Here is a 17,306-nt window from a genome sequence, read left to right as displayed (position 1 = left end):
CGGAGCGAAAGTGTCTAACCGCCTGCTGAGGCGCTTCCAGACTTGATGCTAAGTGCTTGAAAATCTTGATGGCTGGGGGACGTGGATTCGAACCACGACTAACGGAGTCAGAGTCCGCTGTTCTACCGTTAAACTATCCCCCAGCAAGCCGCTGATTTCTCTTGGCTTCTGGCCGGCCGGTCTTGCAAATCCCGCAGGTTTCGCAAATCGCGCTTTGTGCGCTGTCCGTTCCGACGCCGGGGCGATAGCACGGGTCGGCGCGCGGATGCAAGCGCCAAAGGCATGCAAAGGATGGTGTGATGACGCGCCGCTGTCTGGATGCGAAACCTCCTTGGTGGCCGCAATGACCCGGGGCGCATTGGGGAGAGCGTCCGGGTCGGGCGGCGTGGCGAGCGGGTTGGCCAACTCGGGTTTCGCCGCCAGGCGCTCGCGCAGCCCCCTGTCGGGCGAGCGCCCTTCGAGCACACGCTGCCGGCGGCCGCTATAGGCCAGGTTGAAGCCGGCCAGGACGGCCTCGAGATCCCGGTGGCTGGAGATCGTTGCCCAGCACCACGCGCCGCACCCGGCCGTTGAAGCGCTCGACCATGCCGATCATGCGGGCGTGTTGTGCGATGCTCCACACCGTGCAGCCAGCAGGCGTTCTCGAAGCCCTCGGCGGTGAAGCCGGAGCTGCGGTCGGTCAGCACCTGCGTGACCCGGAAGGGCAAGGCGGTGAGCGCCTCCTCCAGGAAGGCCACCGCCGAGGCGGTGGTCTCGTCGTCCGTGACGGCCAGATGCACGAAACGCGAGCCGCGATCGATGGCCACGTACAAGTTGCGCTTACGGGTGACGCGATCCCGATCCTGCGGCTCGCACATCGACGAGCAAAAACCTACTGCCAAGAGCAAATGGCAGAGCAGATTATTCTACGGCACGCGGCAGCCATGATCGTCCCGCTTCCCTACCATGCGGCTGAAGTATACAAAAACATCATCTCAGGCTATGCTTGACATATTTCTGTAATAATGCTGCGCGATGTGCGCTTTCGCACATTTAATTTCAGGCATGCCTCCTAACTGTCCACTCATCGGCGATCGAATACACCGCGATCGGCCGCCTCATGCAGCCACACGAGTGGTACAATGACTAAATCGACTTTGCTTCTGGCCAGCGTGGCCGTGCTCGCGGCAACCTCCGCTTCTGCTCAGACGGCTAAGGAAATCTTCAGCTACAAGGCTCCCTCCGGCATGTTCAGCGAGGGCACCACGAAGTGGGAGCTGTTCCGCTTCATGCATGAAGATGCCGAGCGCCGGCGCGCCATAAGCGCCAGCCCAACCGCAACCGGCTCAACCCAGGCCGCCGTACCAAGCCCCTCAGATGCTCCGTACATGGGGAGTTCAGGCCGCCGACATCAGCCCCGCCGGTAAGAGGCTCTGCCAGAGTGTGCGTCGCCTCCAAGCCAATGGACAGACGCCAGAAGGCCTCTCCCTGACCCCAGGATGGCTCAGGACGGCCTGAGGCTGGCCAAGCTGCGAAGCTTGACCGACCGCTGCAGGAGCCTCTGAGCTCATTGCAGGGCATGCGACTTGTTAGGCTAAAGCGAGCCTCCTCATGACGGGCGCCCGGCAAGGTCCCAACCCTCTGCCGGGCGTTCTGATGTCCGGGCCGCGTCTCGGCATCCGGAACCGTGCGCCGCGCCGTGCGTTTCCTTGGTTGGCATGATGGACGATCTTCGGCTCCAGAGGTGAGCGCCCGGTGCGGGTCCCGAACCCCGGCCGGGCGTTCCGCTGTCGGGCGGCCTCGTCCGACCACCGGTCCACCAAGGTCTGCCCGCCCCAGAGTTCAACCCGGTGCGCGTGCGGCAGAGGTCGATGCCCGAAACGAACCGGATGCGGTTCGCCTCGGGCGTCTCCACCGTCTCGGCGATGATGTCCTGGCCGTCCCGAGAGATGAGGACGCGGAAGGGCGGGCTCCCCAGATCATTGAATTGTCGGCATCGTAGCGGCTGGGGCTCCCATCCCGGAACCTGCAACGTCGGTTGAGCGGTTGATCAGCCCGATCGCAAGTTAGGACCGGCTGATGTGCAAGCATTCCGTTCTGATCCTCGCTCTCTTGAGCGTCTCCACCACGGCCATGGCGCAGAGCGCTACCCCGACCGCCGACTCGCCGACGGCTTGGCAGCAGGTGTGCGGTGACAGGGCCGACAAGCTCAACATCACGGGCGGCGAGCGCGACACGTATATGCGCGAGTGCGTCAGCGGAGAACGGCTCGATAGCAAGCCCGCGCCCGAGACATCGGCCAAGCCGGCCAACAAGTAGCCGCTCGGGGTGGAGACGGAGGACGCGCCTTGGACTCCGGCCACCCGCTTGAGAGCGAGGGCGCCGAACGGCGACTTCGGCGGGGAGCGCTCTAAGCAGGTTTCGGAACAGTGCCCCGCGATTTTCCGACAAGAACCTGCGACAGACCAAGGACCTCAGCAGGCGAAGTGGTGGCACGCCAACGCAAGCCTGCTTAGCGCGACCGCTCGCCGTCAAACGCTACCCTGCCACCCGCCAAGCTTAGCAGGTATCTGGAGGTACTCTGAGGCGAATACAGAGGGATTCCAACTGGCAGGGGTGGACCAATGTCCAATAAATGGCAGCGCTATCCTTATCTAAGCACTCGGATTAGGCTCTTGTCTCAAACGTTGTCCTGTATCAATACAATAAGAAACCACAGCCGGGGAACGCCATGCCCAACCGCCGTTTCACCGTGCGCAAAGGACGCAATGGCTGGGGCGTCTATGCCGCGCACACAGGCGAGCCCGTCCGAGTGAACGGGCGCGAACAGACCGGGATGTCACGCGAGGCTGCCACTCAGCTTGCCGCGTCGCTGAAGATACTCGCCTTCATCAAGGCTGAGTTCGATGAACGGCTGGTCACCAATCCGAACACGCTCCATTAGGACACGGCGTCCAGGCGGGCGGGCACGCGCCGCACCGATATCGGCGGCTCAGGCTTCGATCATGTGCTTGCCCGCGGCAGCGCCGAACGGCATCTCCTCAGTCGATCTGGACGGATAGGTGCCGTTGAGCGCACGCGGCGACGTTCAACCTGGGTAAGAGACGGCCGGCGCGATCTGCCTCAGACACGATCCGTGGCGCTGCTCGTCGTTTCCGAGACCGGGACGTCCTCCGTCGGCGTCACCAGGCGGGCCAGGTGCAGCGCATGGGCGCCCGGCCCGCCGCATCGCCTCAGGGAAACGGGAAGTCGGCTCGCGGGGTTTGGCGACGGAGGGACGCCATGCCGGACCGTGGGTACGCCGTCCGCAAGGGACGCGAAGGCTGGGGCGTCTACGCCCAGCACACCGGTGAGCCAGTCCGGGTCAACGGCCGGGTGCAGACGGGACCTTGCGACCGACAGCCTGGCGGGCGATCGACAGCCTTCAATGAACCGTAAAGTTCCTCACGTCGTAGAGATGATACAGGACCGGCACCATTCGGCGGATCGCCCGGATGGCGGTGTCCGCCTGATGGCGGGCCCCGGCATCCACATCGATCGCGACCGAGGGCAATGCCGCTGCATCGGTGTGCGGCTGGATCCGAATGCCTTTGATATGCTCGCTGCCGGGAATCCGTTGAATGTGCCGCAGGAGAATATTGGCAATTTCAGTCCGCGTCCTCGTCTCACGCTTCATGTAGATCAGCCTCCCCCACGGCGGGCATATGCCTCCCGGGTGCAAAGCTGTCCTCCACATTTGTCAAAGGGCGGCGGCATGACCTTCGCCCGCCGCACAGACCTGTTTGCGAAGGGCGTGAATTGCTCATCCGCAGAAAAGGACCGGCCCATGAGCGCAGGCCGCCGCCTTGGAATCGCTCGCCATCGGCGCTGCGGCTGCGCACGCGCCCCGTCGCGGCGCTGGCAGAGGTCAGCAATCCCTTCCAGGTGGCCGCCATCACGGGCCAGCCGCTCGACATCGTGGAGCGGCATCTGAAGGACCGCCGTCAGCGTTGCGCTTCAGGCGATCCGAGCTTGGGAGAATGCCGCACAGCCCGGAAGCGATGAGGACGCTACCCCCAAATGACGTTTTACAGATCGGTCTTCTGTTCGCATCCTGTTTCGGCTCCGTCCAAGCCCATACATTCAGCAGGATTGCGGTATGATGTTGATCGGCTTGGAAAACCGGGAAGCGCAGGGCTGTTCTGCCGTCAAACCATCCCCCAACGGGGCGTCGGCCGATCCTGGTTCCGGGCCGCTTGCGGCAGCCGGTCGGGTGAAGCAGGGCGTCGCCTCGGGTGCGGCGCAGATCGGACGGTCCCCGGAGCGGGTCGAGGAAAACCTCGATCCGCTCCGCGAGAGAGCGCTGCCGTCAGCGCAGCGTGCCGCAGAAGCGCTGGATGCGCGTGCACGCCTCTTCCAGCGCCGCGTTCGACGTGGCGTAGGAGATGCGCAGGTTGGGGCCGAGGCCGAAGGCCGAGCCGTGCACCGCAGCCACCCCCTCGGTCTCGAGCAGCGCCGTGACGAAATCCTCGTCCGTCGCGATCACCGTCCCGTCCGGCATCCGGCGTCCGATCAGGTCCGCGCAGGACGGATAGACGTAGAACGCCCCCTCCGGGGTGGGGCAGCGCAGCCCGTTCGTCTGGTTGAGCATCGAGACCACGAGGTCGCGTCGGGTCTGGAAGGCGGCCCGGAACTCCGCCAGGTGATCCTGCGGGCCGTCGAGGGCCGCCACCGCCGCCCATTGGGCGATCGAGGTGGCGCCGGAGGTCTGCTGCCCCTGGATGAAGTCCATCGCCTTGATGAGGTGCTCGGGTCCTGCCGCATAGCCGATACGCCAGCCGGTCATGGCGTAGGCTTTCGACACGCCGTTCATGGTCAGCGTGCGCTCGTACAGGTTCGGCTCCACCTGCGCGGGCGTCACGAAGCTGAAGTCGCCGTAGACGAGGTGCTCATACATGTCGTCGGTGAGCACCCAGACATGCGGATGGCGCAGGAGCACGTCGGTGATCTTCTTCATCTCGGCATGGCTGTAGGCCGCGCCGGACGGGTTGGAGGGCGAGTTCAGGATCAGCCACTTGGTCTTCGGGGTGATCGCGCGCTCCAGATCCTCGGGCTGGAGCTTGAAATCGTTCTCCATCGTGGTGTCGGCGAAGACGGGCGTGCCGCCGCACAGGCCCACCATCTCGGGATAGGACACCCAGTAGGGCCGCGGGATCACCACCTCGTCACCCGGGTTCAGGGTGGCGAGCAGCGCATTGAAGATGACGTGCTTGCCGCCGGTGCCGACGATCGTCTGCGACGGCTTGTAGTCGAGGCCGTTCTCGCGCTTGAACTTGCGGGCGATCGCCTCGCGCAGCGGCACGATGCCGGAGACGGGCGGGTACTTGGTCTCGCCGCGCCGGATCGCGTCGATCGCCGCCTGCTTGATGTGCTCGGGCGTGTCGAAGTCCGGCTCGCCGACCGAGAGGCTGATGACGTCCCGACCCGTCGCTTTCAGGTCGCGCGCCTTCTGGGTCATCATGATCGTCGCGGACGGCTTCACGCGCGAGAGGGCGTCGGCCAGAAAGCCCATGGGACAACTCCACTTTCCAAAGAGACCCTGCGACAGACGCAGGCCGGCCGGGCACCGCCGGCCGGTTCATCGAGCGGGGCGGACCCTAGTCGGGCCGCGCCGCCGGAGCAAGGCAGCCGGCCGGGGCGCCGGGCAACCCCGTTCCGCAAGGTCATCGTACGCCGCAGGACCAAGGACGCGCCGATCCCGGCAAGCATGGCAGAGTTGTCGCGGGCAGCCGGACAATGACGCGGCTGCCCGCAATTTCGACCCATTCGCCGAGCACACGCCGTGTGCCACCCGGCGGCGCCTCGGGCCGCATGAGACGTGACATCACGGTCATCAAGCAGTCTGATAATGTCGCTACCGGCATCGGCGCGCCCGGGAAGCGGGGCGGGGATCAGGGGACGAGTTTATGGTAGGACAGGTCGCGGCATCGATGGCGGATGCCTCTCCCGAGGGGCCGCGCGCGGCGCAGGCGGCCCCGCCGGTGGCCGGCCCGGATTCCGGTCTCAGCGCGCTCGCCCTCGTCGCCTCCTTCCATCAGGTCGCCTGCGAACCCGCGCAGGTGCGCCACGAACTCGGCCTGGGCGTGCAGCCGGCCCGCGCGATCGACCTCGTGCGCGGCGCCCGCCACCTCAAGCTCAAGGCGCGCCTGCTCGAGAAGCAGAAGCCCGAGCGCCTGGAGACGATCCCGCTGCCCGCGATCCTGGAACTCGAGGGCGGCCGCTTCGTGCTCCTCGGCCGGCGCCTCGATGACGGCAAGTACCGGATCATCGACGCCGCCGCCCGCACCGCCGAGCACCTTCCCGCCGCGGACGTGGTCGCGCGCTGGACCGGCGCCGTCATCCTGATCGCGCGGCGCGCCAGCCTGCAGAAGGTCATCCACGATTTCGGCCTGAGCTGGTTCGTGCCGTCGATCTGGCGCTACCGCCAGCCGCTCGTCACCGTCCTGGTCGCCTCCTTCTTCATCCAGATCTGCGCGCTCATCACGCCGATCTTCTTTCAGATCACGATCGACAAGGTGCTGACGCACCGGGGCTACTCGACCCTCACCCTGGTCGCGGTGGGCCTCGTGGTGCTCGGCCTGTTCCACGTGGTGCTGCAGTATCTGCGCAGCTACATCCTCACCCACACGACGAGCCGCATCGACGTCGAGCTCGGCGCGCGGCTGTTCGAGCACCTGATGCGCTTGCCGCTCGGCTATTTCGAGACCCGGCCCGCCGGCCAGACCGTCGCGCGCGTGCGCGAGCTGGAGACGATCCGGGGCTTCCTCACCGGCCAGGCGCTCACCTCGGCGATCGACATCCCCTTCACGCTGCTCTTCCTCGTCATCCTGTACTTCTACTCGCCGCTGCTGGCGCTGATCGTCACGCTGTCGATCCCCTGCTACGTCCTGGTGGCGGTGCTGCTGCGGCCGATCCTGCGCGAGCAGACGCTCGAGCGCTTCAACCGCTCGGCCCTGTCCAACCAGTTCCTGATCGAGTCCGTGGTCGGCATCCACACCATCAAGGCGCTCGCCGTCGAGCCGACCCTGCGCGTGCAGTGGGAGGAGCGGCTCGCCGCCTACGTCAAGACCTCGTTCGTGGCGAGCGTCATCGCCAGCATCGGCCAGAACGCCATCCAGTACATCAACAAGGTGACCACCGCCCTCGTGCTGTTCTTCGGCGCCTACGCGGTCATGAACGGCGACCTGACGGTCGGCAGCCTGATCGCCTTCAACATGATCATGGGGCAGGTGACGGCGCCGATCCTGCGGCTGTCGCAGCTCTGGCAGGACTTCCAGCAGGTCAAGGTGTCGATCGAGCGCCTCGGCGACGTGCTGAACTGCCCCCCTGAGACCCGCTCGATGGGGCAGGCCCATCTGCCGCCGGCCAAGGGCCAGATCACGGTGCGCAACGTGGTGTTCCGCTACCAGCCCGGGACGCCGGAGGTGCTGAAGGACGTGTCGATCGAGATCCCGGCCGGTCAGGTGCTCGGCATCGTCGGCCCCTCGGGCTCGGGCAAGTCGACCTTCACCAAGCTCCTGCAGCGCCTCTACGTGCCGGAGAAGGGGCAGGTGCTGATCGACGGCATCGACATCGCGCAGGTCGATCCCGCCTGGCTGCGGCGCCAGATCGGCGTCGTGCTGCAGGAGAACCTGCTGTTCCACAAGACCGTGTTCGAGAACATCGCGCTCGCCAATCCGGGCCTGTCGCGCGCGCAGGTGATCCAGGTGGCGCGGCTCGCCGGCGCCGACGAGTTCATCAACCGCCTGCCGCTCGGCTACGACACGCCGATCGAGGAGCGCGGCGCGAACCTGTCGGGCGGCCAGCGCCAGCGGCTGGCCATCGCGCGGGCGCTCGCCACCAACCCGCGCATCCTGATCCTCGACGAGGCGACCTCCGCCCTCGACTACGAGAGCGAGCGCATCATCCAGGAGAACATGAAGCACATCGTGCGGGGACGCACGGTGATCATCATCGCCCACCGCCTCGCGGCGGTGCGGGGCTGCGACCGCATCATCACCCTGCAGGACGGGCGCATCGTCGAGGACGGCACCCATCGCGAGCTCCTCGAGCACCCGGCCTCCCTGTACGGGCGCCTGTGGCGCATGCAGTCCGACCATGGATCCGAGCAGGGAGCCGCCGCGTGAGCGCCAGTCCCGAACCCCGTCCCGACGCGTCCGGCGGGCAGAAGCCCGCTCCGGCGGCGAAGCTGCCCATCCTCGCCCCCGCCCGGGCCCTGTCGCCGCGCCGCCTTACGGAGCGCGTGCGAGCGATGGCGGTGACCCGCGAGAACCAGGAATTCCTGCCCGCGCATCTCGAGATCCTGGACACGCCGCCTTCCCCGAAGGCCACGCTGTTCACCTGGACGATCTGCCTGATGTTCGCGGTGGCGCTGGGTTGGAGCTTCCTCGCCAAGCTCGACATCCACGCGGTCGCGAGCGGGCGCATCCAGCCGAGCGGCCGCTCGAAGGTCGTGCAGCCCTTCGAGACCGGCAAGGTGCAGGCCGTCTACGTCGAGAACGGCGCGCGGGTGAAGGAGGGCGACGTCCTCATCGAGCTCGACCCGACGGAGGCGGAGGCGGATCTCGCGGCCCGCCGCAGCGACCTCGCCGCCCTCGATGCCCAGATCATCCGCCGACGGGCGACGATCGCGGCGGTCGAGGCCAACGATCCCAAGGTCACTGCCCGCTTCCCCGACAGCATCCCGGCGGCGGTGCAGGCGCGCGAGCAGGCCGCCATGCTGGCCGACATCAGCCAGTACGTCACGACCCGCGACGCGCTCCTCGCCCAGATCGCCGAGAAGGACGCGACGCAGAAGCGGTTCGCCGCCAGCATCGAGGCCCGCGAGCGCCTCAAGGCCGTGCTCAAGGAGCGGGCCGACATGCGCGAGACCCTGGTCGCCAAGGCGGCGGGCACCCGCGCGGCGGTGATCGACGCGGTCCAGCAGGTCGAGCAGGTCTCCGCCGACCTCGCCTATGACCGCGGCCAGCTCATCGAGGCCCAGGCCGCGGCCCAGTCGCTGCAGCGCCGGGTCGAGCAGAATGCGAGCGAGACCATCGCCAAGCAGCACCAGTCGCTGACCGAGGCGGCCCAGAAGCGGGACGCCCTGCGGCAGGACGTGATCAAGGCGGCGTTAAAGCGCGACCGGACCCGGCTCACCGCGCCGATCTCCGGGACGGTGCAGCAGCTCGCCGTGACCACCCTCGGGCAGGTGGTGACGGCCGGCCAGCCGCTCCTCGTCGTGGTGCCGAACGAGGGGCCGATCGAGGTCGAGGCGCTGGTTCAGAACAAGGACATCGGCTTCGTGATGCCCGGGCAGGACGCGGTCGTGAAGATCGACGCCTTCCCGTTCACCCGCTACGGGTCGATCGAGGGCAAGGTGCTGCGGGTCTCCCGCGACGCGGTGGACGACAAGGATGCGAACGGCGGGGCCGATGCGGTGGCGGTGGGCCGCGGCCAGAGCCTCGCCCCCGTGAGCGGCACCCCGCGCACGCAGAACCTCGTCTTCCCGGTCACGATCGAATTGTCGCGCTCGACCATCGAGGCCGACGGCAAGACCGTGGCGCTCACCCCCGGCATGACCACCACGGTCGAGATCCGCACGGGCAGCCGGCGGGTGATCGACTACGTGCTCTCCCCCGTGAAGGAGACCACCTCGACGGCCGGCCACGAACGCTAAAGGGCGGGCGCGCCGCGATGCGCGTCCTCTTCGTCCACCAGAACTTCCCGGGGCAGTACCGCCACGTCGCCCCGGCCCTCGCGGCGCGGCCGGGCCACGAGGTGGTGGCGCTCGGCATCAATCCGGCGCCCCCGCTCCCGGGGGTGCGCCACCTCCGCTACGCGGTCGAGGGGCGCTCGACGCCCGGGATCCACCGGCTGGCGCAGGATTTCGAGACCAAGGTGCTGCGCGGAGAGGCGGCCGCGCGGGCGGCCCAGCGCCTCAAGGCCGAGGGTTTCGCGCCCGACGTGATCTGCGGCCATCCGGGCTGGGGCGAGACCCTGTTCCTGAAGGATGTCTGGCCGGAGGCGCGGCTCCTCAGCTTCGTCGAGTTCAGCTATGGCGCGCGGGGCGCGGATGTCGGCTTCGATCCGGAATTCGCCTCCCGCGACGGGGAAGGCCTGTTCGCGGTGCGGACGCGCAACGCCGCGCAATATCTCGCCTTCGAAGCCTCCGACTGGCTCCTCGCGCCGACGGCCTGGCAGGCGAGCCGCATTCCGGCGCCCTTCCACGGCCGGCTGAGCGTGATCCACGACGGCATCGACACCGACCTCGTGCGCCCGAACCCGCGGGCGCGCATCACCCTCGACCGGAGCAGCCTGACCTGCGGTCCCGACGACGAGGTGGTGACCTTCGTCAACCGCAACCTCGAACCCTATCGCGGCTATCACAGCTTCATGCGGGCGCTGCCCGAGATCCTGCGGCGCCGGCCCCGCGCCCGCGCGGTGCTGGTGGGCGGCAACGGCGTGAGCTATGGGGCGAAGCCGCCCGCGGGCCGGACGTGGCGGGAGATCTTCCTCGACGAGGTGCAGGCGGATCTCGACCTGTCGCGGGTGCATTTCGTCGGCCGGGTGCCCTACGCGACCTACCTGACCCTGCTCCAGGTCTCGGCGGCGCATGTCTATCTGACCTATCCTTTCGTGCTGTCCTGGTCGATGCTGGAGGCGATGGCGGCGGGCTGCCTCGTCGTCGGCTCAGCGACGCCGCCGGTCGAGGAAGTGATCCGCGATGGTGAGAACGGGCTCCTCGTCGACTTCTTCTCGCCTGGAGCGATCGCCGAGGCGGTGGTGCGGGCGCTCACCGAGCCCGAGGCCCACCGCCCCCTGCGCGCGGCGGCGCGGCGCAGCGCGGAAGGCTATGATCTCAGGCGGGTCTGCCTGCCGCGGCACCTGCGGCTGATCGACGACGTCGCGGCCGGGAGGATGCCGGAGGACGGAATGCAGGCTCCCCGCTCACGTGCGGGAGAGGAACGCCCCGCATCCGGTCCGCGCTCCGCGCGCTCAATGGAAGCTGATCCGAAATCCGATTGATGGCTTCGTCATGCGGATTTCGGATGAAATCGCGTCGGCCCAGGCGAGGATGTCTGCCTGACGCGTCCGGAGACGATCGAGGATCGGCGCACCCGGCCTCCTCTCGCCCGCTCCCCTCTTTCCCGGGCGCATGCAGCGTCAGCGGATTGCGACCCGGGATCCAGCACAAGAAGTCGCGCAGCGACCGCTTGTCAGCCACGCTGGAGGCAAACGGAGCCGCTGCGCAGCAACTCACCGTGCTGGGTCCCGGATCTCCTTCCGCTGGCGCTGCAGTCGTCCGGGAAGGAGGGAGCGGGACAGAGGCGGAGAACCTGCGATCCGGTCCGTGAACGCTCGTCCAAGATCCGGGTGGCCAGGATCACCAGTCCGGGGTGCCTGCCGGCTGCTGCCGGCCCAGAGGCTCACTCCGGTGCGATCTGCGATCGCCAGTACCTCAGCATGACGGCCGGAGGTTGGCTGCCACAGGCGGAAGCGCTCATTCAGCCGCGGTGTCATCCGCCAGGGTCGGCCTGGCCGGTGGTGAACTCATCCCAACGGCCCGAACTGCTGACGCATCGGGCCGTTGGGATCACCGATATGGTCAGTCAGGCTGCCCCGCGCGGATGGACCCGGCGACGAGCGCGGCTGCACCGGCCGGGATCAGCCGCAAGGCGCCGCTTACGGATGGGCTCTCCACAGCACCCGCTCGACCCGCCCGGAGAGGCCGGCCGCCACCCCGACCACGCCCACGAGCGCCAGCCCGTCGAGCCAGGTGAACCGGAAGGCGCCCCGGAAGCCGGGCGTGACGAGCCAGAACATCTCGGCCCCGTGCAGCGCCAGAACCAGCACGGCGATGCCGGCGAGGGCGGCGGGCCGTCCCGCCACCCGCCGCGGCAGCAGGACGAGGAGGGCGAGGATGCCGGTCGCGAGCGCGATCCCGGTGCCGAGCCGCGTCAGCGCCCCGCCCCGGTCGAGGTACCAGCGCGCCTCCTCGGGCAGGTTCGCCAACCACACCACCAGGTACTGCACGACATGAACGAAGCCCCAGCAGGCGAGCAGCACCAGCATCGGATCCGTGAAGGCCGCCGCGGTGCGGTTGTCGCGCACGGGCCGGCCGGAGCTCGACCGCGCAGCGATCAGGGCCGCCGCCGAGACGGCGATGCCGGCCTGGATCGTCATGACGAGGAGCCCGAAGGCGGTGGAGGCGCGGCCCGGATCGACCGACTCCACCCAATCCTCCGCCGCGAGCGTGCCGAGCACCGCGTGCAGCACCATGCCGAGGACGGCCCGGCGCCGCCGCGCCGCTGCGTCCTCGAGGCTCAGATCGATCGGCGCCCGGCGGAAGGTCTCGGCGAGCCAGAGCCAGACCGCGAGGTAGGACAGGCTGCGCAGGGTGAAGAAGGCCGGCGTGAACCAGATCGCCGCGAGGCCGGTGCGGGGCGGCACGCTCCTCTCCCAGCCGTAGAGCTCGCCGACATTCAGAAGGATGGGCACGAGCAGCACGACCGCGATCGGCAGCAGCCCGAGAAGACGGCGGAGCGAGGCCGCCATGGGGCCGGCGGCGAAACCCGCGAGCTCGAGCCCCATCAGCAGGGGCAGCGCCCCGGCCGGCAGCGAGACCAGCACCAGCCACGCCGCCAGATAGGAGGGCATCACGGCGGTGCCGGCGGACGCTGCGAGCCCGCAGGCGACGAGCGCGGCGGCGCCCACGGCGAGCGAGATCGGTCGGCGGTTCATGGTGTCGCTCCGGCGCTCTCCGCGAGCCGCGCCCCGTCCGTCTCCGGGAGGCTCGCCATGCCGTGGCACAGCCGGAATGCCCGGACAGCGGCGAAGATCGCCCGGCAATCGGCGGTCGGCACCTGGGCGGCGTAGCTCAGCATCCGGCCCGTTCCATTCGAGATCACGCCTTGACGTGGTCGGCCAAGGCCGCGCGCAGGCGCGGCGTGTGGAAGGATGGCGGCCGGGGACGGCCCCGCTGCATCACGAGCCCGTCCCCGGACCCCGCCCCGCCATGGCAGGGGGGCAGAATACCTCGTAGCGCTCCCGGCCCCGAGCGAGCAACGCTGCGTCGGCCACCTACGGTCGGGGCACGGGCCGGTTCGGCTCGTCGCGCGGCGCCGCGTCGGTCGGGATTGCCGAAGGCAACGCAGGAGAAGGCCGCCAGGGTTCATCGGCGTTCCGGGGAACCCGGAAGGTCGTCAGGCCTGCAAGCCAAGGATGGCGCGCGCGCCGCGATGGCGCCATCGCACGCGACCCTGGAGCGCACCTTTGTGCCCCTCGCCTGAAGAATGCGGGTGCCGAGCCCGGACCCGAGCGGCCCCCTCCCCCGACCAGCCCACGCCGTCATCCGCGACCATGAGGACGAGCGCATCGGTGCCCTGCCGCGCGACGCCGACGGACAGAGCTCGAGCATTCTCCGGCGAAGCGGATGCCGGCTCGTCTCAGACGATGCGGCAAACTCGAAGGCCTGGAGCAGAACCCGGTCCACCGTGAACGGCTTCTGCTCTAGGGGCTCGCGGCCGGCAGGGTGAGGATGAAGCGGGCGCCGCTCCCGCTGCCGAGGGAGAGCGTTCCCTCGAGCTGCCGCGCCAGCCCCTGGATGATCCGCATCCCGAGGCTCCGCCGCGTGGCGGCCGCGAGGTCGAAACCCGCGGGCAGGCCGACTCCGTCATCCGCCACGGTGAGGGACAGGCGTCCATCGGTCAGCCGCTCGCTCTCGACCCGGATCTCGCCGCCTTCGGGATAGGCGTGCTTGAGGGCATTGGTGACGAGTTCGTTGACGAAGAGCCCGAGCGGGATCGCGAGGTCGGCGGGCATCGTCAGGTGGTCGATCCGGCACCGAATGGCGTGGTTGGGCGCGCTGTCGGCGAGGCGCTCGCACAGGGTTTCGAGGAAGGGCGCGATATCGACCGCGGCGAGGTCCGGCTGGCGCCAGAGCTGGTCGTGCACCTGCGCCACGGCCTCGACCCGGGACTGCGCGTCCGCGAGGGCGCGCCGCACGTCCTCGTTGTCCGCCGCCCGGCCCTGGAGGGTGAGCAGGCTCGCCACGATGGCGAGGCTGTTCTTCACCCGGTGGCTCATCTCGCGCGAGAGCAGTTCCTGCCGTTCCAGCGCCGCCTGCAGCTGAGCCTCCGAGCGCTGGCGCTCGATGGCGCCCCCGAGCAGGTTGGCGAAGCCCTGCATGAAGGCGATGTCCGCCGCTGCGAACTGCCCTCCGCGCGTGTCGTCGACTTCCAGCACCCCGAAATCCCCGGCCCGATTGCGGATGAGGACGTTCACCGCCCGTCGGATGCCGTGGTCGGCCATGATCTTGGGCGTGCGGAAGCGCTGCTCGTTCTCCAGGTGATTGGAGATCACCGGCCGGCCGGTCTTGAGGGCGAAGCCGGCGGGCGAGGCGAGGTCGGCGCCGATCACCGCCTTGCCCACCACCTCGGGTCCCCAGCCGACCCCCGCAACGACGAGGAAGATGTCGGCGTCACGCTTGTACTCGAGCGCCTTGCAGAACTGGGCGCCCATTCCCTCGGCGCACATCTCGGTCGCCCGCTGCAGCAGCCGGCCGAAATCGTCCTCACGCAGTGCCTCCACCCCGAAATCCGAGAGGAGCGTCTGCTGATGCAGGCGAAAGTCAAGCTCCGAGCGCGTGAGATCGGCCATTCCGCAGAGATTCCGTCAGTCCCGGGATCGTTACCCAATAAACGGTTCTGCCGTCCATTCAAACCGGGCAAGGACAGGACCGGGGCATCCGGGGAGCGGCCTCCAGCGGAACCCGCCTCTCACGTCCTCGCGCGCGCGTGATGCCGTCCGTGCCGGGAAGGCGGCGCGGCGCGCGACACACAGCGCTGCCACCCCCAATGCTCGAACGGCGTGGTGGGTGCGGCCTCGCACCAGCCCGTGCGGCGCAGGCGATCCGCGTAACGCTGCCGGTCCTGGCATGCCTGCTCGGTCATCGCCGAGGCCGGGAGCGCGCAGGCCGAATCGGCCCGCTCCCACTTCGCGACGAGATCCTCCCCGGCGGCGGCCATGCCGGCCGAGAGAACGAATCCGATCACCAATCCTGGGCAGATGAGGTCACGGACCATGGCTCGGATTCCACCTCGCGCCTGCGGCGATTGCAGGGTCGGGACTGCCGCATATCATGGCCGCGCCGTTCGGCAAGACGGCCGGATCCTCGAGCCCGGCAGGCTCCCGGGCGCTTCTTCAAGTGCTCGGGAGCCTGCCCCGGATTTCGACATGGCGCGGCGGCTTCACCGCGCCGGGGCGGCTCCTAGGTTCGGGCCTGAGGGATGATCCTGTCCCTCCGCACACCTTTGGGGAAGTCCCTCATGAGTGCCTTCGATGCCGACCTGCGGAGCCTTGCGGGCCAAGCCGCGCTGTCACGCCGCACGGTCGTGGTGACGAGCCTCGCGACCGGTTTCGCGATGGCGGTCCAGCCGATCGCGGCCCAGACGGCGATCACCACGGATGCGAACGGCCTTGAGGCCGGGGAGGTTCGGATCGCGACGCAGGACGGCGAGATCCCCGCCTACCGGGCGATGCCGGCGACAGGCGGCCCCTTCCCGACCGTGCTCGTGGTGCAGGAGATCTTCGGCGTGCACGAGCACATCAAGGATGTGTGCCGCCGCCTCGCCAAGCTCGGCTACTTCGCCGTCGCGCCGGAGCTCTATGCCCGCCAGGGCAATGTCGCGACGATGCCGGACGTCCAGCAGATCGTCCGCGAGGTCGTGTCCAAGGTCCCGGACGCGCAGGTGATGGCCGATCTCGACGCCGCCGTGGCCTTCGCCAAGGCATCGGGCAAGGCCGACACGGCGCGGCTCGGGATCACCGGCTTCTGCTGGGGCGGGCGCATCGTCTGGCTCTACGCCGCGCATAATCCCGGCCTGCGGGCCGCGGTCGCGTGGTACGGCCGGCTCGCGGGCGAGACCACTCCGCTGATGCCGAAGAATCCCGTCGACCTCGCCCCGGCTCTGAAGGCGCCGGTTCTGGGGCTGTATGGCGGAGCGGATCAGGGCATTCCGGTGAGCACGATCGAGCAGATGAAGACGCGCTGCCAGGCGGCCGGGAAGACCTGCGAGTTCGTGGTCTATCCGGATGCGCCGCACGCATTCCATGCCGATTATCGCCCGAGCTACCGCTCCGAGCCGGCTCACGACGGGTGGCGCCGGCTCCAGGCCTGGTTCAGGCAGCACGGCGTCGCCTGACCGCCGGAGGTCGTGTGCCTGGCGCGGCCCGTCCGGCCGCGCTCAACCCGGCGGGCGCGCCGGTCAGGGCACTCTTTGGGCCAATGCGGTGAATGCGAGCGTCGCCCGCTCGGCCTGCTGCTGCCACCAGTCCCGGGACCGCCGCAGTTCCTCGACCATATCCTTGAGGCCAGAGATCTGCGTCTCCGCAGCCGTGAGCCGCAGGCGCAGTTCGACGAGCTCGGCCCCTGCGTGGCGGTCCGCCGGTCCCTGCTCCGGACGGGCGGCCCTCGCGCCGCCGGCTCCCTCGCCGTCGAGCGGGAAGACCCGGTGCAGTTCCGCAAGCGCGATGCTGATGCCGCCCTCCGGATCGCGCTGGGCCCTGAGGCGTCCCGCACTGATCGCCCGCCAGATCGCGGATTTGCCGACGCCGGCCCGCCTGGCCGCTTCCTGAAGACTGAGCCCCGCCATGATCATGGTTCCGATTCGTCGGGAGACGGCTGGCCTCCCGGGATCGGGTGACCAGATCAGCCGCAGCTGCGAAAGAGAAGAGCCCGCGAGGCCGGCCGATCGTCCGGGCCGCTCGCCGGGGCGCGACGGCCTGACGCGGCCGCGCTTCGGGTCCTCGCGCCGTCACGGCGGGACCGGCCGGGCTCCGGCAGCTGCGGTAGGAAGCGGGAGTGACTGAAAGGCCCCGGCCGTGCTTCCTCTGCACTGGCCCGGCTGCCCCGGTCATGTCACGACGGGCCGCATGATCCGCCTCCTGAAGCATGTGCTCATCGAGTACGGCCCCGACCGTGACGCGCATATCGAAGCCGCGGCAGCCGCGATCCTGGAGACTTTCCCCGAGGCCGAGATCGAGGTGGCGCAGGGCCTGCTCGACGACGATCTTCTGCTCGAGGTCAGGATCCCGATCAGCCGGATGGGGGAATGGCCCGCGGTGAGCCGCAGGGCGCACGCCTTTTCGCCGGCGGGGATGGCGGTGTCGCTGCACGCCCGGAGCGCGCCTGCATAATCGCGCGGGCGCGCCCGCAATCCAGTCGAGGACGGTCGGAGAGCGGCCGGCAGATCGGGATCAGGCGAATCTCGCCGCCCCGCCTCGAACTGCGCCTCACAGGCCCATTG

The 17,306-nt window shown here is 68.9% G+C and carries 14 protein-coding genes, 1 tRNA gene and 1 pseudogene; 7 read left to right on the top strand and 9 right to left on the bottom strand.

Annotated features, from left to right (window positions below):
* Positions 1-69: 69 nt before the first annotated feature.
* Positions 70-143 (bottom strand) — tRNA-Gln (locus tag MNOD_RS09495).
* 166 nt (positions 144-309) lie between these two features.
* A pseudogene (locus tag MNOD_RS42785) lies at positions 310-827 on the bottom strand (DDE-type integrase/transposase/recombinase); the annotation flags it as partial.
* Positions 828-2,058: 1,231 nt separating this feature from the next.
* Between MNOD_RS42785 and MNOD_RS09485 the strand changes: the two are divergent.
* Positions 2,059-2,298 carry a hypothetical protein gene (locus tag MNOD_RS09485; RefSeq protein ID WP_015928641.1) on the top strand — a complete coding sequence of 80 codons (240 nt, stop codon included), beginning with the start codon at positions 2,059-2,061 and terminating at the stop codon, positions 2,296-2,298.
* Between the two features lie 412 nt (positions 2,299-2,710).
* Positions 2,711-2,923 carry a hypothetical protein gene (locus MNOD_RS09480; protein ID WP_015928640.1) on the top strand — a complete coding sequence of 71 codons (213 nt, stop codon included), beginning with the start codon at positions 2,711-2,713 and terminating at the stop codon, positions 2,921-2,923.
* Positions 2,924-3,403: 480 nt separating this feature from the next.
* On the opposite strand, the gene MNOD_RS09475 is transcribed toward MNOD_RS09480, so the two are convergent.
* On the bottom strand, positions 3,404-3,655 hold the full coding sequence (locus MNOD_RS09475; protein ID WP_015928638.1) for a hypothetical protein: 252 nt from the start codon (positions 3,653-3,655) through the stop codon (positions 3,404-3,406).
* A gap of 672 nt (positions 3,656-4,327) precedes the next feature.
* A complete protein-coding gene (locus MNOD_RS09470; RefSeq protein WP_015928637.1) occupies positions 4,328-5,530 on the bottom strand; it encodes a pyridoxal phosphate-dependent aminotransferase in 1,203 nt (400 codons plus the stop codon).
* A gap of 394 nt (positions 5,531-5,924) precedes the next feature.
* Between MNOD_RS09470 and MNOD_RS09465 the strand changes: the two genes are divergently transcribed.
* The 3 genes from MNOD_RS09465 to MNOD_RS09455 are packed head-to-tail and all read left to right on the top strand — an operon-like array spanning position 5,925 to position 11,025.
* Positions 5,925-8,144, top strand: coding sequence for a type I secretion system permease/ATPase (locus MNOD_RS09465; RefSeq protein WP_015928636.1), 2,220 nt, complete (start codon positions 5,925-5,927; stop codon positions 8,142-8,144).
* Complete coding sequence (locus MNOD_RS09460) at positions 8,141-9,676, top strand: HlyD family type I secretion periplasmic adaptor subunit (RefSeq protein ID WP_015928635.1); 1,536 nt, start codon at positions 8,141-8,143, stop codon at positions 9,674-9,676. The genes MNOD_RS09465 and MNOD_RS09460 overlap by 4 nt, the downstream gene beginning before the upstream one ends.
* A 17-nt stretch (positions 9,677-9,693) precedes the next feature.
* Complete coding sequence (locus tag MNOD_RS09455) at positions 9,694-11,025, top strand: glycosyltransferase family 4 protein (protein ID WP_015928634.1); 1,332 nt, start codon at positions 9,694-9,696, stop codon at positions 11,023-11,025.
* Between the two features lie 657 nt (positions 11,026-11,682).
* On the opposite strand, the gene MNOD_RS09450 is transcribed toward MNOD_RS09455, so the two are convergent.
* The 4 genes from MNOD_RS09450 to MNOD_RS09440 all read right to left on the bottom strand — a co-directional run bounded on the left by MNOD_RS09450 (position 11,683) and on the right by MNOD_RS09440 (position 15,083).
* Entirely contained in the window at positions 11,683-12,741 is a 1,059-nt protein-coding gene (locus tag MNOD_RS09450) for a hypothetical protein (protein WP_015928633.1), read from the bottom strand.
* On the bottom strand, positions 12,738-12,884 hold the full coding sequence (locus tag MNOD_RS46250) for a hypothetical protein (RefSeq protein ID WP_015928632.1): 147 nt from the start codon (positions 12,882-12,884) through the stop codon (positions 12,738-12,740). Before MNOD_RS46250 ends, MNOD_RS09450 begins: the two co-directional genes overlap by 4 nt.
* Positions 12,885-13,509: 625 nt before the next feature.
* The gene (locus MNOD_RS09445; protein WP_015928631.1) at positions 13,510-14,658 is read right to left on the bottom strand and encodes a sensor histidine kinase; all 1,149 of its coding nucleotides are present in this window, start codon (positions 14,656-14,658) and stop codon (positions 13,510-13,512) included.
* Between the two features lie 119 nt (positions 14,659-14,777).
* A complete protein-coding gene (locus MNOD_RS09440; protein ID WP_015928630.1) occupies positions 14,778-15,083 on the bottom strand; it encodes a hypothetical protein in 306 nt (101 codons plus the stop codon).
* A gap of 243 nt (positions 15,084-15,326) precedes the next feature.
* On the opposite strand from MNOD_RS09440, the gene MNOD_RS09435 reads away from it, so the two are divergent.
* Entirely contained in the window at positions 15,327-16,202 is an 876-nt protein-coding gene (locus MNOD_RS09435) for a dienelactone hydrolase family protein (RefSeq protein ID WP_015928629.1), read from the top strand.
* Positions 16,203-16,265: 63 nt separating this feature from the next.
* Here the strand turns inward: MNOD_RS09435 and MNOD_RS09430 are convergent, their stop codons facing one another.
* Entirely contained in the window at positions 16,266-16,652 is a 387-nt protein-coding gene (locus tag MNOD_RS09430; protein WP_015928628.1) for a MerR family transcriptional regulator, read from the bottom strand.
* A 280-nt stretch (positions 16,653-16,932) separates the two neighbouring features.
* Here MNOD_RS09430 and MNOD_RS09425 point away from each other — a divergent pair, with 280 nt between their 5' ends.
* On the top strand, positions 16,933-17,196 hold the full coding sequence (locus MNOD_RS09425) for a hypothetical protein (protein ID WP_015928627.1): 264 nt from the start codon (positions 16,933-16,935) through the stop codon (positions 17,194-17,196).
* Positions 17,197-17,306: the final 110 nt, after the last annotated feature.

It is taken from the genome of Methylobacterium nodulans ORS 2060 (genome assembly GCF_000022085.1).
Taxonomy (GTDB): domain Bacteria; phylum Pseudomonadota; class Alphaproteobacteria; order Rhizobiales; family Beijerinckiaceae; genus Methylobacterium; species Methylobacterium nodulans.
Note: the sequence above shows the minus strand (reverse complement) of the source record. Positions and strands in the feature narration are given on the sequence as shown.